This is a genomic window from Embleya sp. NPDC005575 (assembly GCF_040605455.1).
Taxonomy (GTDB): domain Bacteria; phylum Actinomycetota; class Actinomycetes; order Streptomycetales; family Streptomycetaceae; genus Embleya.
Genome location: NZ_JBEXCV010000194.1, coordinates 1 through 14,040, shown reverse-complemented (window position 1 = coordinate 14,040; position 14,040 = coordinate 1). Strand labels below are relative to the sequence as shown.

Genomic DNA, 14,040 nt, shown 5'->3' with positions numbered 1-14,040 from the left:
CGCATTCCGCCGGGCCCGGCGGCGTCGTCCGGTCCGCGCCTCGGCGGGCCTGGGAAGCACCCGCGCGGTGGTCCCCTTCGAGGATTCGTCGGTGCGACGAGCCTGTGGGGCGGACGCGGGCGGACGCGGTGCCGGGCGTGGGGCTGTTCGGCCGGGATCGAAGAGTCGTCCTGGTCGCGCGCCGCCGCTTCGTCTTGTCAGCCGAATTGGCCGGGGGTGCGGCCCGGTCCGGGTGGGCCGGCGTAGGACTGGGTGATTTCCAGCCAGCGCGCGGACTCGACGCCGTGCGCACGGACGGCGAGGTCGTCGGCGTGCCGGCGTCGGGTAACCAGGAGGCAGAAGTCGAGCAACGGTCCGGTCACCCGCTCGACCGCGTCCTCGGGGCCGTACGTCCAGGCGCCGCCGACCTCGGGCCCACCGCTCAGTTCGACCCGGAACTCCCGCTCGGGCGGCCGCAGCCCGTGCACGGAGTAGGCGTAGTCCCGGGCCCGGACGCCGATCCGGGCCACGTGGCGCAGTCGGGCGGTGGGCCGGAGCCGCACGCCGAGCGTGTCGGCGACATCCTGTCCGTGCGCCCACGTCTCCATGATCCGGGCGCCGGCCATCGACGCGGCGCTCATCGGCGGGCCGTACCAGGGCAACCGCCCGCCCGCCGGTACCCCCGCCAGCACCTTCGCCACGGCATCGCGACCGGCACGCCAACCGGCCAGGATCCGGGCCGGCCCCACCGCCGCGCCGCGCTCGGCCCCTCGGTCCACGAAGCCGTCGGGATCGGCCGCGGCATCCGCGACGGCCGCCGCGAAGCCGGCCGGATCGGTCGCCGCGAGCCGGACCTGGTCGTCGGTCCAGGCCAGGTGCGCGATCTGATGGGCGATGGTCCACCCCGGCGCGGGCGTCGGCGTGGCCCACGCCTGCGGCGCCAACTCGCCGACGAGCCGGTCCAGCGCGGCACCCTCCGCCCCGAGGTCGTCCAGAACGGCCGCGAGATCCACCATCGTTCCCGTCCCTCCCAGCACCCGGCCGACGCACACGCGTCCCGCGGGCTCCGACCATCGAGCCGACAGCACGAACCTTCGGCAGCGTTCCACCACGTCCCCCAACACACAAGCCCCACCGGGTACTCGTCGCATGCACACACGGCGACCACGCGCGCACACGTAGTATGTACCGCGTGGTTGGGGAGAGTGGTTTCAAGGTAGTGCGTGTCGTGATCGTGGACGACCATCCGTTGTTCCGGGCAGGGTTGCGGGCCGCACTGGAGAGCGCCCACGACATCGTGGTGGTCGCGGAAGTGGAAACGACCGCCGCGGTGCCCGTGACGGTCGCCGAGCAGCGTCCCGATCTGGTGGTGATGGACCTGTCGCTGCCGGACGGCTCCGGAATCGAGGCCACCCGCAGGATCGCGGCCGAAACGCCCACCGTGCCGGTCCTGGTACTGACCATGTCCGACGACGACGGCAGCCTGCTCGCCGCGATGCGCGCCGGCGCGGGTGGCTACCTGGTCAAGGGCGCGGGCCGGAACGAGGTGCTGCACGCGGTGCGCACGGTCGCGGCCGGGGGCGCGGTCTTCGGCGCGCAGACCGTGCCCCGGCTGACCGCGCTGCTGGCGGGCGGCGCCCCGCGGGCCGCCGAGCGGGTCTTCCCCGAACTGACCAACCGCGAGTGCGAGGTGCTGGGCCTGCTCGCCCGGGGCCTGGACAACCGGAACATCGCCCGCAGGCTGTTCCTCGCCGAGAAGACCGTGCGCAACCACATCACGCACATCTTCGAGAAGCTGCACGTCGGCACCCGCGCGGAGGCGGTGGCCCGCGCCCGCGACTTCGGCCTGGGCGCCAACTGATCCGGCAACCGCGCCCCACCGCGCCGACGGACCCGGCCCGGATCCGCATCGGGACGCCGGCCGGGCCCGAATCGGGACCCCGATGGGACCGCTGCCTCGTGTGCACGGGACGCCGCCACGGCCATTCTGGGACGTCCGGACCCGCCGAACCCCGCACCGCGATCCCTCGGCGCCGTTCGGTCCCACCCGGCCCCACTCGTCCGCGCCGTCGCTCGCCGACGTCCCGTGAGGAGGCGCCAGATGCCCATGGGCAACCGAGAGCAACGCTCCGGCTTCGGCCGGGCCTACGCGGTATGCGGCGTCTGCCTGGTCGGCGGCCTGATCACCCTGGTCCTGCTGCTCACCCACCTCGACGACCCGAAAGTGTCCCCACGACCCGCTCTGATCGGCGTGTCCACCCTCCAGGGCGTCGCTTTCGCGCTCTCCGGGCTGTTCGTGATCTCGCGTCGATCCGCACCCGGCCTGGGCTGGTTGTTGCTGTGGACCGGCCTGTGCCATCCGCTGGCGAGCGCGGTCCTGTTCACCGCCGTGTTCGCCGATGCCGGACCCGGCTGGGCCGCCGCGGCGATCGCCCTGTGGCTGGTCGCCGACGCGGTGTTCCTGTTCGGGATGTACGCACTGCCGCTGTGGCTTCCGGACGGAACCCTGCCCAGGGCCCGATCCGTGCGGATCTACCCGGTGGCGGTCGCGCTGTGGAGCGGCCTGCACGCGTACAACGACTACGCCGGGTCCGACTGGTACGGACTACCCAGCTTCCTGCGACACGGCGGCTGGGCCACCGGGCAGCGGTGGCTGGACGGGTGGCTGACCCCGCGCCTGGACCTGATTCCACCCCTGGTCATCCTCACCGGCCTCGTCGTGATGACCGTGCGCTGGGTGCGCTCGCCCGGACCGCACCCGATACGGCTCGTGCCGCTGCTGCCCTATCTGCTGTGGCTGGCCGTCAGCTTCCTCGGCTACCACCTCGAACTCTCGGATCCGCTCTATGAATTCCTGCTCTACGCAGGCGTGCTGGTGTGGCAGCTCTGCTTCGCGTACGCCTTCGCCCGGGACCGGCAGTGGCACCTCGACCGGTCCGCGCGCAAGGTGCTGGCCGCCTTCTCGCTGGCCGCGATGCTGATGGGTGGCTACTTCGGGATCGCCGTCGCGCTCTCCGGCGTGCTGCCCGGCGCGCGCACCACCGGCGCACTGGTGATGGCGACCGGTGCGCTGCTGATCGGTGCCCTGCTCCGCCCGACCATCGGCTGGGCGATGCGCGTCGTCGACCGCTTCTACTACGGCGAACGGGCCCGGCCCTACCAGGTGGTTCGCGACCTCTCCGAGCAGCTCAGCCGGGCACCCGCACCCGGCGCGGCACCGACCCTGCTCTGTCGAACCGTCGTGCACACCCTGGGCCTGCCCGGCGCCGGCGTCGTGGTCGACACCCGGCACGGCGAACGCGAACTCGCCCGGATCGGCAGCGCCGACGCCGACCGCGTCGACTTCCCGCTCACCTACGAGGGTGTGGTGATCGGCCGGCTCTTTGCGCCGCCCCGACCCGGACAGGACACCCTGGACCGCCAGGACCTCGAAGTACTGCGCTTCCTCGCCGACCAGGCGGCGCCCGCCATCGCGTCGTTGCGCCTGTACGAGGAACTCCAGGAGACCCGCGAGCACATCGTGCTCGCCCGCGAGGAGGCTCGTCGCCGGCTTCGCCACGACCTGCACGACGGCCTCGGCCCCGCGCTGTCCGGCACCCGGCTCCAGGTCGACACCGCACGGGCCGGCATACCGCCGGGCACCCCGGCCGAGGGCACGCTGGCGATCGCGTCGCGCAGCATCGGCGAGGCGATCACCGAGCTGCGCCGGATCACCGACGGCCTGGCCCCCGCCGCACTCGCCCGACTCGGTCTGGCCGACGCGCTGCGCGAGTGTGCGACGCGGCTGGACGGCGACGGCCGGACCCATCCGCGCTTCCGGGTCGCCTTCGATCCCGATCCGCCACCGCCGCTGCCCGCCGCCGTCGAGGTCGCGGTCTACCGGATCTGCGGCGAGGCGCTGACCAACGTCGTCCGGCATGCCCGGGCCCGCAACGCCACGCTCGACGTCCGGGTCACCGACACCCACGTCGTCCTCGAAGTGGCCGACGACGGTGTCGGGCATCGGGAGCGCGAGCGCGGTGCGGCCACCGGGGGTGTCGGCCTCGCCTCGATGGCCGAACGCGCCGAGGAGCTGGGCGGCAGTTTCACCGCGGGCGGCGACGAGAACGGCACCGTCGTGCGCGCGGTCATCCCACGACCCGGGACCGACGCCCGGGACCAACCCGGGACCGATCCGGGACCGACCCGGGACCGTCACCACATGCGGGCGGACCCCGACCAAGTGAAAGTGGAGAAGCGGTGATCGACCCGATCACCGATCACCTCGTCCAGCACGGAGATGGATCATGTCGAAGACGCCACGGCCGAAAGGCGGCGAACCACCGCCCGGGCCGAGCCGGCCCGACCAGCCCCTCGGCTGCCACCCGCCCAATCACGTGTGCGTGGCCGTGGAACCCCCGGATTCGTCGAAACCGACGGATCCTGGCGACGGCCACCCACCGCCTCGGGCCGACGCACGGGGCCGACCCGCCGAGCCGGGCACGCAACACCCGCCGGTCTGAACCGACCCCAGGGACACACTCGATCGCCGCCCCCACCGTCATCGACGGTGGGGGCGGCAGTGTAGGGGTGGCGATCACCAACCCATCCACGCGGCGGATCGGTGTGGGGGCTCGATCGCACCGTCGGGCAGCAGTGCGCCGGTGTCCTCGAAGCTCACCACGCCGTTGCACAGCAGGCTCCAGCCCTGCTCGGGATGGCTCTGTACGACGTGTGCCGCGAGGTGGTCGGAGGCCGATGCGGCGGGGCAGGGGGGCAAATGCCGGCACATGCTCCCGGTCCTTCCGGAAGTGCCGTGGGTGGCAGCGGGTTGACGAACTGCCACGAGGTGCGTCGGTTGTTCGGTCACATGCCAACCGTGCGCCTCCCGCGGTCCCGGGCGGATGAGCCGACGGCCCCGAATCCACGGCCGATGTCCCGGGCCGGGCGGGCGGCCCTCCCGGGCATCCCGTTCGGGAACGGCGCGACCCGTCGGGCGGGCTCTCGCTCACGCGTTCGGAATATGCTGCCGGGCGTGAACGACGACGAACCGATCTTCAAGCGGAGCAGGCGGGGACCGGGCCCCTACGTATACAACGTCCGCAACCCCATCGGTCTGGCACTGACCGTGATCACCCTGATCTTGCTCGTGATCATGCTGGTCCTGATGAACAAGCGTATGGGCCCGTTCGCGCCGCCGTCCTCTCCGGAACGGCCCCCCGCGGAGATTTGGGAGTGGTCGCCGACGTCGACGCCGACCACCGGACAGGCGCACCCCTCGCAGACGCCCTAGTCGCGGTGCGCCGCCGCCTTGGCCTCGCGCAATCGCCGGGCCCGAAGCACCAGTTCCAACTCGAAGCGGCGATCCGGTTCGTCCATCTCCTCACCCAGCAACTCCCGGATCCGGCGCAGTCGATAGCGCACGGTCTGCGCGTGCACCCCCAGCCGCGCCGCGATCTCCGGGGCGCCGCCGCGCGTCTCCAACCAGGCGAGCAGCGTCGCGGCCAGTCGACGCGAGTGCGCGGGTGGGCAGTTGTCCAGCGGCGCCAGACAGCGGCGGGCCAGGTCCTCGATCAGTTCCTCGGGCGGCAGCAACACCAGTGCCTCGGTGTGCTCGGTACAGCGGATCACCCGCCCGTCGGGCAGTTGGCCGCGCTCCATCAGACGCAGCGCGGTACAGGCCCAGTGCAGCGACTTGGCCGCGTCGGCCAGCGGCACGGACGGGCCGATCGCGCCCGACCAGCCCGCCATCGCCCGGCGCAGCAGTTCGGGACGACCGGCCGCGTCCGGGTCGGGCAGGATCATCCGGGGCCGTTCGCACTCCATGTCCAAGAGCACATCCCGGCCCACCGCGGGCGCGACCGCGTCCGGCGCGGGACGCAACAGCACGCCCACGGCGACCTGTTCGGGCAGCAGCCAGCCGATCCGGGCGGCGTGCTCGGCGAGCGCGCTCGCGGGTTCGGTGCCGTACTCGGTGAGCATCATCTTGATCAGGCGCTTCTGCGCCCACAGGCGTTCGCCCACCTGACGGGCCGCGGCCTCGGCGTAGCCGTGCACGGACTGGGCGACCAGGCCGTCGAGGTATTCGAAGCCCGCCTCGGCGAGTTCGTACATCGCGGGCGGCGGGATCTCCACCAGCTGGCCGATCTCGGCCAGCCGTCGCCACGCGAGTCGCACGCCGAGCCGGTAGACCGCCTGCAACGAGTCCAGACTGCGCCCCTGGAGCACCTCGGCACGGCCGAACATCTCGAACAGTTCCAGTCGTTCGTGCCGGCGGTCGTCGGTGGCGAGCAGGTGATCGACGAAGTCCACCAGGGCGCGCCGGATGGCGACCAGGGCCATCGGTTCGCCGGACTCGTCCGGGACCAGCGGCAGTGTGGGGTATTCGATCCGAATGTCGCGCAGGATGCCCTGCGCCAGGTCTGGGATCTCGGCAATGGCCAGATCGGCGAACCGGCGCAGTTGCGGCCGAGGCACGTTCCGCCACGCGGTGCGCACCGTCATGTCGCCTCTCCCTCGGGGCGGGTGGTCGATGCCCTCCACGGCGGCGTGTACCCGTGGCCGGACCCGTTTCCCGGCATGCGGGGTCGGCATCAGGGCTGCGGATTCGGCGCTGTGGGATCGGTGCGGAACGTCACGAGCGGGACGTTGGGTTGCTCGGGGGTCTTGTGCAACGCGACGACGATGCCGAACGCGGCACCGACGGCGAGGGCGGCGGCAAGGATCACGGTCAACCCGGCAGCGAGCAGTCTGTGCATGCTTCGACGAGCCTCTCGATCGGAGGGCACCCCGCCCATTCCCATGCACCGGCTCTGCAATGAACACAGTGTGCGAGGTGTATTGACACTCCGTCAAGGGTGCGCCTACGGTTCCCGGCCTGAGACAGACGTGCACGTCCCCGAGGCCCTTTGCCGTCAGGAGTGCCGGATGCGCCGCGCCATTTCCTTCCGTTCCCCGATCCTTTCCCTGGCTCTGCTCGGAGCCGGAGTCTTCCTGCTCGTGCTGGCCTCGATGCTGGCCTGGTACGTCGAGCCGCAGGCCGAGCGCACCCCTCTCGACATCGATGACACCGTGGTGTTCGCCGGTACCGGGAGCTATTTCGACACCACCGCGCTGCGGCCGGTGCACGGCGAGACGCTCACCGTGACCCGCCGGGTGGTGGGCGATGTCGCGGAGGCCGAGCGCAGCGGCCGCGCGGTGTGGGACGTGTCGACCACCATCGACACCCCCGCCACCCTGGCCGAGCACGACCCGCGTCGGTCCTACCAGTGGACGGTGGCCCGTTGGGTGACCGACCGGCGTACCAATGCCCCCGTGCACTGCTGCGGGGAGACGCCGGCGATCCAGGGCGAGGCGTTCCTGAAGTTCCCGTTCGACCTGGAAAAGCGGCGTTACCGCTGGTGGGACGAGACGTTGGGGGCGGCGATCCCGCTGGACTACCGCGGCACGGTGAAGGTGCGCGGACACCGCGGCTATCGCTTCACCGGCACCGTCCCGGACACCCGGGTCGGCGACCGGCAGGTCCCGGGCAGCCTGGTCGGCGTCGCGCAACCACAGGTGCTCGCCGAGGAGTGGTACGCGAACGCCGGTGTCGACCTGGTCGTCGACCCGCGCACCGGGCGGGTCATCGACGCGAAGATCGCCCCGCACAAGACCCTGCGGGCACCCGGCGCGAGCTCGGCCTCGGTGGTGCTGCTCGACAGCGCCGAGATCCGCTTCACCCCGCAAACCCGGCGCCGGCAGGTCGATTTGGCGAAGAAGGACGACGCCAAGCTGGTGCTGGTCGGCGAGACCGCACCGATCGCCGCGGGTGGCGCGGGGGCCGTGCTCGCCGCGCTCGGAGTGCTGTCGGTGGTCCGCGGACCACGGCGCGACGGACCCGGTGCCGAGCCGGCCGCCGATCGGGACGCACGGGCCCGCCGACGCCGATTGCCACGGCTGCGCCCCGGGACGGCCGGGCGAAAGAACTCCGGCCGGCCGGCACCGAACTGACGATTCGTCGGTGATCGCGGCGGCAAAATTGTCACCTGCGTGAGTAGCCGCCGCGCACGGGGTGACGAAAAACTCGAACCCACCCCGCACATCCCGCACTTCCCACGCACCCATCCGCGTTCGATCCAGGCCCGATACGAGTTGGAGCTCACATGCCCCAGCACGTGCCCCCCGCGCTGCGTCCGGTGTCCCCCTCGGCACCGCTCGAATCCGTACCGCGCGGTCCCGCGTCCGACCGGTCCCCCCATCCTCGCCGGATCGTCTTCCTGGCCCGCCGCGACCTGGCCAACCCGGCCGCGGGCGGCTCGGAACTGCTGGTCGATCGACTGGCGGACGGACTCACCGCCCACGGCCACCAGGTGACCCTGCTGTGCGGTGGACCCGCCGCCGACCGCGACTATCAGGTGGTCTCGGTCGGCGGCGACACCGACCACTACCTGCGCGCACGCCGTGCTTTCGACCGCCGCGTCGGTGGCTGCGACCTGCTCGTCGAGGTCTGCAACGGCGTGCCCTACCTGAGCCCGCTGTGGCACCGCGGTCCCACCCTGTGCCTGGTCAACCACGTGCACACCGACCTGTGGGGGATGCGGTTCCCGGGCCCCGCCGCGCGGCTGGGCCGGCGCCTGGAGCGCTGGGGGCTGGCCGGCGCGCATCGGGGCAACCTGATCGTCGCGGTGTCCGGTTCGACCGCCGCCGCGCTGCGCGCGATCGGGGTCCCGCCCGAGCGGATCCGCGTCGTGCACAACGGCGTCGAGGAACCGGGGCCGCGGGCCGCCAAGTCGCCGGAGCCACTTTTCGTGGCGGTGGGCCGGCTGGTCGAGTACAAGCGCATCGACCTGCTGCTGCGCCTGTGGGAGCGGGTCCGACCGGTGACCGGCGGCCGACTGCTCATCGTCGGCGACGGGCCCGAACGCGACCGGCTGCGCGCCCTCGCCGGGCCCGGTGTGGTGTTCACCGGCCGGGTCTCCGAGGCCGAGAAGCACCGGTTGTTGTGCTCGGCCTGGCTGTTGCTGCATCCCTCCCTGGTCGAGGGCTGGGGCCTGGTGGTGACCGAGGCCGCGGCCCGGCACACGCCGGCCATCGGCTTCGACATTCCCGGGCTGCGCGACTCGATCGACGACGGCATCACCGGAGTTCTGGCCCGGGGCGAGAGTTCGTTCGCCGCCGCGTGGTGCGCGCTGGCGCTCAGTCCCGAGCGATGCGCGGCGATGAGCGCCGCCGCCGGGCTGCGCGCCGCCCGGTTTCGCTGGACCGCCACGGTGCGCCGGTTCCGGGCCGTGGCCGCCGAGGCCGTGGCCGCCCCGGTCACCGGACACGACCCCGGGTGGTGACCGGGTGAAGGACCCGTCGCTGCGCAGGTCGATCGCGCTCGCTCGCGCCTTCCGGCACGAGCGGCAGGACCCGGATCGGTGCTACGGGCTGCTCGCCCGCGACGCCGCCGACCAGGTCGAGCGGCATGTCCGGCTGCGCGGTCGGGTGGTGGTGGACGTGGGCGGCGGCAATGGCCACTTCACCCGGGAGTTCCGCCGACGCGGAGCCCACGGATACCTCTTCGAACCCGATCCGCGGGAACTGGCCGGGCACGGCAGACCGCCCGAGGGTGCCGTGGTCGCCGACGGCTACCTGTTGCCGCTGGCCGACGGTGTCGCCGACGTGTGCTTCTCGTCCAATGTGCTGGAGCACGTCGCGGATCCGCAGACCTTCCTGAGCGAGTTGGTCCGGGTCACCCACCCGGGCGGATTGATCTACGTCTCCTTCACCAACTGGTACTCCCCGTGGGGCGGTCACGAGTGGGCGCCCTGGCACTACCTGGGCGCCGAACGCGCCCGGGCCCGCTATGCGCGGCACACCGGTCGTGCCGCCAAGCACACCCTGGGCGAGAACCTGTTCGCCGTGCACATCGGGCCCACGCTGCGGCACGTCCGGGCCCGCCCGGACGTGCTGGTGGTCTCGGCCCGCTCCCGCTACTGGCCCTTCCTGCCCGGCGCGGTCACCCGTGTTCCCGGGCTGCGTGAGGTCCTCACCTGGAACCTGCTCCTCATTCTTCGGCGGTGCCCGTGATCGCGGCGGCGCCATCGCCCGACGCATCCGTCGGTCCCGCCGCCGGCATCCCGGCGCCCGGGCATCGCGGCGCGCTCCGCAGGAGGCACTCGTGACCGATACGACCCTGTCCCTCCCTCCGGCCCGGCCCGGCCGGCCGCCCGCCGAGGTGCCGCCGGCCGAACCACCGGCCGACCGGCCGTGCCGGTGGACCCTGCTGCCGGTGTTCTGGGCGGTCGTCTTCGTCGCGTTCCTGGCCAAGGCCCCGGGCAAAATGACCTTCGAGACCAAGCTCGGTGTGGTCACCGATCCCTGGGGGTTCATCGGTGATCTGGGCAACCTGTGGCACGACCGGGGCGGCTTCGGCGGCATCGCCGACCAGTACGTCGGCTATGCCTTCCCGATCCTGCCCTACTACGCGCTGGCCGACCTGATCCACCTGCCGATCTGGCTCGCCGAACGACTGTGGCTCTCGCTGATCGTCAGCGCCGCCTTCTGGGGCGCGCTGCGGCTGGCCGAGCGGCTGCGGGTGGGCACCGCGCGCAGCCGGCTGCTCGGCGCGGTGGCCTACGCGCTGTGGCCGACCTTCACCATCGTGATCGGGTCCACCTCGGCCGCGGTGCTGCCCGGTGCGCTGCTGCCGTGGGTGCTGTTGCCGCTGGCCTCGTCGCGACTGAACCCGCGTACGGCCGCGGCCCGTTCGGCGCTGCTGATCCCGTTCATGGGTGGCGTCAACGCCGCCTCGACCCTGGCCGCGCTGCTGCCGGTCGGTCTGTACCTGCTCACCCGCCCGGCCGGGCCACGCAAGTGGGCGCTGATCGGCTGGTGGATTCCCGGTGTGCTGTTGGCCACCGCGTGGTGGGTGGTCCCACTGCTGCTGCTCGGCATCTACGGCGAGAACTTCCTGCCGTACATCGAGCAGGCCGAGACCACCACGAGCACGATGTCCGCGACGGAACTGCTGCGCGGCGCGGGCGACTGGGTCGCCTATCTCCACTTCGGTGAGCCGTGGCTGCCGGCCGGCTGGACCGTGGCGACCGCCGTGGTCACCATCCTGGGCTCGGCGTTCGCCGCCGCGCTCGGCCTTGCCGGGCTGGCCCGCCGCGACCTGCCCGAGCGCCGCTGGTTGACCCTGACCGTGCTGATCGTGGCGCTGATCGCCCTTGCCGGCTACGACGGTTCGTTCGGCGCGCCGTTCCACGGCACCGCCCGCGACTGGCTCGACGGGTGGCTGCGCCCGTTCCGCAACATCTACAAATTCGAGCCGGGCCTGGCGCTGGCCCTGGTGCTCGGACTGGCCCACCTGGTGGGCACGGTGGGCGAGCGCGGCCCGGTCCTGCCCCGGCCGGCCCGCCGGTTCGCGCCCGCGGTCGCCGCACTGCTGATCCTGCCCGGCCTGGCCTGGCCGTACCTCAACGGCACGGTGCTGCAACCGGGGGCCTTCACCAAGCTGCCCGACCACTGGCGGCAAACCGCCGACTGGCTGGAGAAGCACTCGCCGGACAGCCGGGCCCTGGTGGTGCCCGCGACCGCCCACGGGCTGTACACGTGGGGCTCCCCGATCGACGACCCGCTCGACTCGCTCGCCGATTCCCCGTGGGCGCAGCGGGACTTCGTCCCGTTCGGCACGCCCGGGGTGCGGCGGACGACCGACGCGGTGGAGCAGGCGCTGCTCACCGGCGGCGTGGTGCCCGGGCTGCGCGACTTCCTCTCCCGCGCCGGGTTGTACGCGGTGGTGGTACGCAACGACCTGGACCCGGACCAGATCGGCTACGTCCCGCCGATCACCGTCACCCGCACCCTGGAGTCGTCCGGATACCACCGGGTCACCGGATTCGGGCCGCTGATCACCGGCGGCCGGATCCCCGAGCAGACCCCGATCCAGGTGCAGGGCCTGTTCAGCCGCCGGCAGGCCGTCGAGATCTACGAACCGGCCGCGGACACCCCGCAGCCCGGCCGGGTCGGCAGCCGCGCGGTCGCCGACACGGCGCTGCTCAGCGGCGGCCCGGAGGCGCTCCTGCAACTGTCCGCCGATCCCACCCTGCGCGACCGGCCCACGGTGCTCACCGGCGACGCCCATCCGGGCATCGACCGGCCCGGCACCCAGCTCGTCGCGGACGGACTGCGCCGCGCGGACACCCGCTTCGGGCTGATCAACTCCAACACGTCCTACCCGTATACCTCGAACGAACGCAATCCCTCCGACAGCGCGCAGAACCCCGGTGCGAAGCCGAAGCAGATCCTGCCCGTCGACGGCGCCGACCACCAAAGCACCGCCGAGCTGCGCGGCGCGGCGACGGTAAGCGCGTCCAGCAGCGGCAACTGGCTCTTCCACCTGCCGCAGTTCGACCCGGTGAACGCCTTCGACGGCGACCCGGCGACCGCCTGGGCCGAGGGCAGCCCCGGCAAACCGGACGGCCAGTGGCTGAAGATCACCTTCACCGCGCCGACCGACATCCCCGGGTCGCTGCTGCTGACCCCACTGGCCGGCGACGGCATGCGCGCCGTGCCGACCCGGGTGCGGATCGAGACCGACCGCGGCACCAAGGACAGCCCGCTGCGGCCCGAGGGCACCGCGCAACCGGTGCAGGCGCCCCCCGGGTCGGCCAAGTGGCTCAAGGTCACCATCCTGGACGCGCAGACCGCGCGAACCGGCCTGTCCGGCGCGGGCTTCGCCGAGGTGGCCATCCCCGGCGTACAGGTCTCCCGGCTGCTGCGCCTGCCCATCGACGCCGACGGGAGCGGCGCCGAGGCCTCGGTCTACTCGCTGCACCGCGACACCGACCTCGGCGGGCTCTCTCCGGTGGCGGCGGAGGATGGGCTGCACCGCCGGTTCAACAACCCGCAGGCCGGTGACTTCGCCTTCGACATCCGCGCCGTTGCGGTGCCGGGTCCGGAACTGGACCGGGTGGTGGTGGGCGCCGCACCCGAACAGGCGAAGCGGATCACCGCGACCGCCGAGTCGACCGGCCACACCGGCCGTTCGCTCAGCCCACGCAATCTCGTGGACGGCGACCTGACCACGGCATGGATCGCCGGGGATCGACCGGTGGTCCACCTGAGCTGGCCCGACCGCACCACCATCGATCAGATCGTCTTCGGTGCGGCAGGAGGGCTGTCCAGCCGACCGCAAGAGGTGCGGATCAGCTCGCCGAACGGCTCGGTGACCACCACCGTCGACGAGAACGGACTGGCCCGATTCGGCCCGATCGACACCGACCACATCACCGTCACGATCACCCGGACCGCGCCGCTGACCGTGCACAACCCGCTCGCCGATAAGCGACTGCAACTGCCGGTGGGCCTCAGCGAGATCCACATCCCGGCGCTGGCCGGGCTGCGTACCCGCCCGCCGGACCCCAAATCGGCCTTCTCACTGCCGTGCGGACAGGGGCCGTCGCTGGCCGTGGACGGCGTGCTGCACGCCACCAGCGCTTCCGGCTCGGTGCGCGACCTGATCGAACGCCGGCCCATATCGGTGAAGTTGTGCGCCGCGGAGGCATCCGGCGCCTCCCTGCCGCTGGGTCCGGGGCTGCACACGGTCGAGGCCGGCAACCAGGGCCCGCTGGGGATCACCGACGTGACCGCGACCCGAGGCCGACTCCCGGCCCCGGCCCGGCAGTCGGCCCGATCGGCCACCGCCGCCGACTGGAGCGGCGATCACCGCTCGGTGCGGATGGGAGCGGGCGAGGCCACCTATCTCCAGATGTACGAGAACCGCAACTCCGGTTGGAAGGCCACGTTGCACGGCAAGGAGCTGCGTCCGGTACGCATCGACGGCTGGCAGCAGGGCTGGCTGGTGCCCGCAGGCGCGGCCGGCACCGTCGAACTCGACTACGAACCGGGCGGCATCTACCGGGCCGGGCTGATCGGCGGCGCGGTGGCCCTGGCCGCCCTGATCGCGCTCGCCTTCGTACGACGCCGCAACCCGGACCCGACCGGCCTCGTCGAGCCGCCCATCGACCCGCCGCCGCCCGGCCGCATCCTGGGCGTGTTCGCGCTCACCGTCGTGGTCGCCGTCGTGGCGGGCCCGTTCGCGCTGCTGGTGCC

At 72.6% G+C, this 14,040-nt stretch carries 11 protein-coding genes; 7 read left to right on the top strand and 4 right to left on the bottom strand.

Going from position 1 to position 14,040, the window contains the following annotated elements:
• Positions 1–197 precede the first annotated feature (197 nt).
• On the bottom strand, positions 198–995 hold the full coding sequence (locus ABZS54_RS37835; protein ID WP_355546581.1) for a TIGR03084 family metal-binding protein: 798 nt from the start codon (positions 993–995) through the stop codon (positions 198–200).
• Between the two features lie 167 nt (positions 996–1,162).
• Here ABZS54_RS37835 and ABZS54_RS37830 point away from each other — a divergent pair, with 167 nt between their 5' ends.
• A complete protein-coding gene (locus ABZS54_RS37830) occupies positions 1,163–1,840 on the top strand; it encodes a response regulator transcription factor (RefSeq protein WP_355546579.1) in 678 nt (225 codons plus the stop codon).
• A 240-nt stretch (positions 1,841–2,080) separates the two neighbouring features.
• Positions 2,081–4,222 (top strand): ATP-binding protein, encoded by a 2,142-nt coding sequence (locus ABZS54_RS37825; RefSeq protein ID WP_355546577.1) that lies wholly within the window; start codon positions 2,081–2,083, stop codon positions 4,220–4,222.
• A gap of 333 nt (positions 4,223–4,555) precedes the next feature.
• Here ABZS54_RS37825 and ABZS54_RS37820 read toward each other — a convergent pair whose 3' ends face one another.
• Entirely contained in the window at positions 4,556–4,750 is a 195-nt protein-coding gene (locus tag ABZS54_RS37820) for a DUF5999 family protein (RefSeq protein WP_355546575.1), read from the bottom strand.
• A 243-nt stretch (positions 4,751–4,993) separates the two neighbouring features.
• Here ABZS54_RS37820 and ABZS54_RS37815 point away from each other — a divergent pair, with 243 nt between their 5' ends.
• Positions 4,994–5,251 carry a hypothetical protein gene (locus ABZS54_RS37815; protein ID WP_355546573.1) on the top strand — a complete coding sequence of 86 codons (258 nt, stop codon included), beginning with the start codon at positions 4,994–4,996 and terminating at the stop codon, positions 5,249–5,251.
• Here ABZS54_RS37815 and ABZS54_RS37810 read toward each other — a convergent pair.
• Complete coding sequence (locus tag ABZS54_RS37810) at positions 5,248–6,462, bottom strand: helix-turn-helix domain-containing protein (protein WP_355546571.1); 1,215 nt, start codon at positions 6,460–6,462, stop codon at positions 5,248–5,250. The two genes, ABZS54_RS37815 and ABZS54_RS37810, sit on opposite strands and share 4 nt — an antisense overlap.
• Positions 6,463–6,551: 89 nt before the next feature.
• Positions 6,552–6,716, bottom strand: a complete 165-nt coding sequence (locus ABZS54_RS37805; RefSeq protein WP_355546569.1) for a hypothetical protein — start codon at positions 6,714–6,716, stop codon at positions 6,552–6,554.
• A 169-nt stretch (positions 6,717–6,885) separates the two neighbouring features.
• Between ABZS54_RS37805 and ABZS54_RS37800 the strand changes: the two genes are divergently transcribed.
• The 4 genes from ABZS54_RS37800 to ABZS54_RS37785 form a co-directional block, all read left to right on the top strand.
• Positions 6,886–7,950 carry a DUF3068 domain-containing protein gene (locus ABZS54_RS37800; RefSeq protein WP_355546567.1) on the top strand — a complete coding sequence of 355 codons (1,065 nt, stop codon included), beginning with the start codon at positions 6,886–6,888 and terminating at the stop codon, positions 7,948–7,950.
• 152 nt (positions 7,951–8,102) lie between these two features.
• Entirely contained in the window at positions 8,103–9,281 is a 1,179-nt protein-coding gene (locus ABZS54_RS37795; protein ID WP_355546565.1) for a glycosyltransferase family 4 protein, read from the top strand.
• A 4-nt stretch (positions 9,282–9,285) separates the two neighbouring features.
• Positions 9,286–10,011: a class I SAM-dependent methyltransferase gene (locus tag ABZS54_RS37790; protein WP_355546563.1), complete on the top strand. Its 726-nt coding sequence runs from the start codon at positions 9,286–9,288 to the stop codon at positions 10,009–10,011.
• A gap of 148 nt (positions 10,012–10,159) precedes the next feature.
• A partial coding sequence (locus tag ABZS54_RS37785) for an alpha-(1->3)-arabinofuranosyltransferase family protein (RefSeq protein ID WP_355546583.1) occupies positions 10,160–14,040 on the top strand: 3,881 nt, incomplete at its 3' end.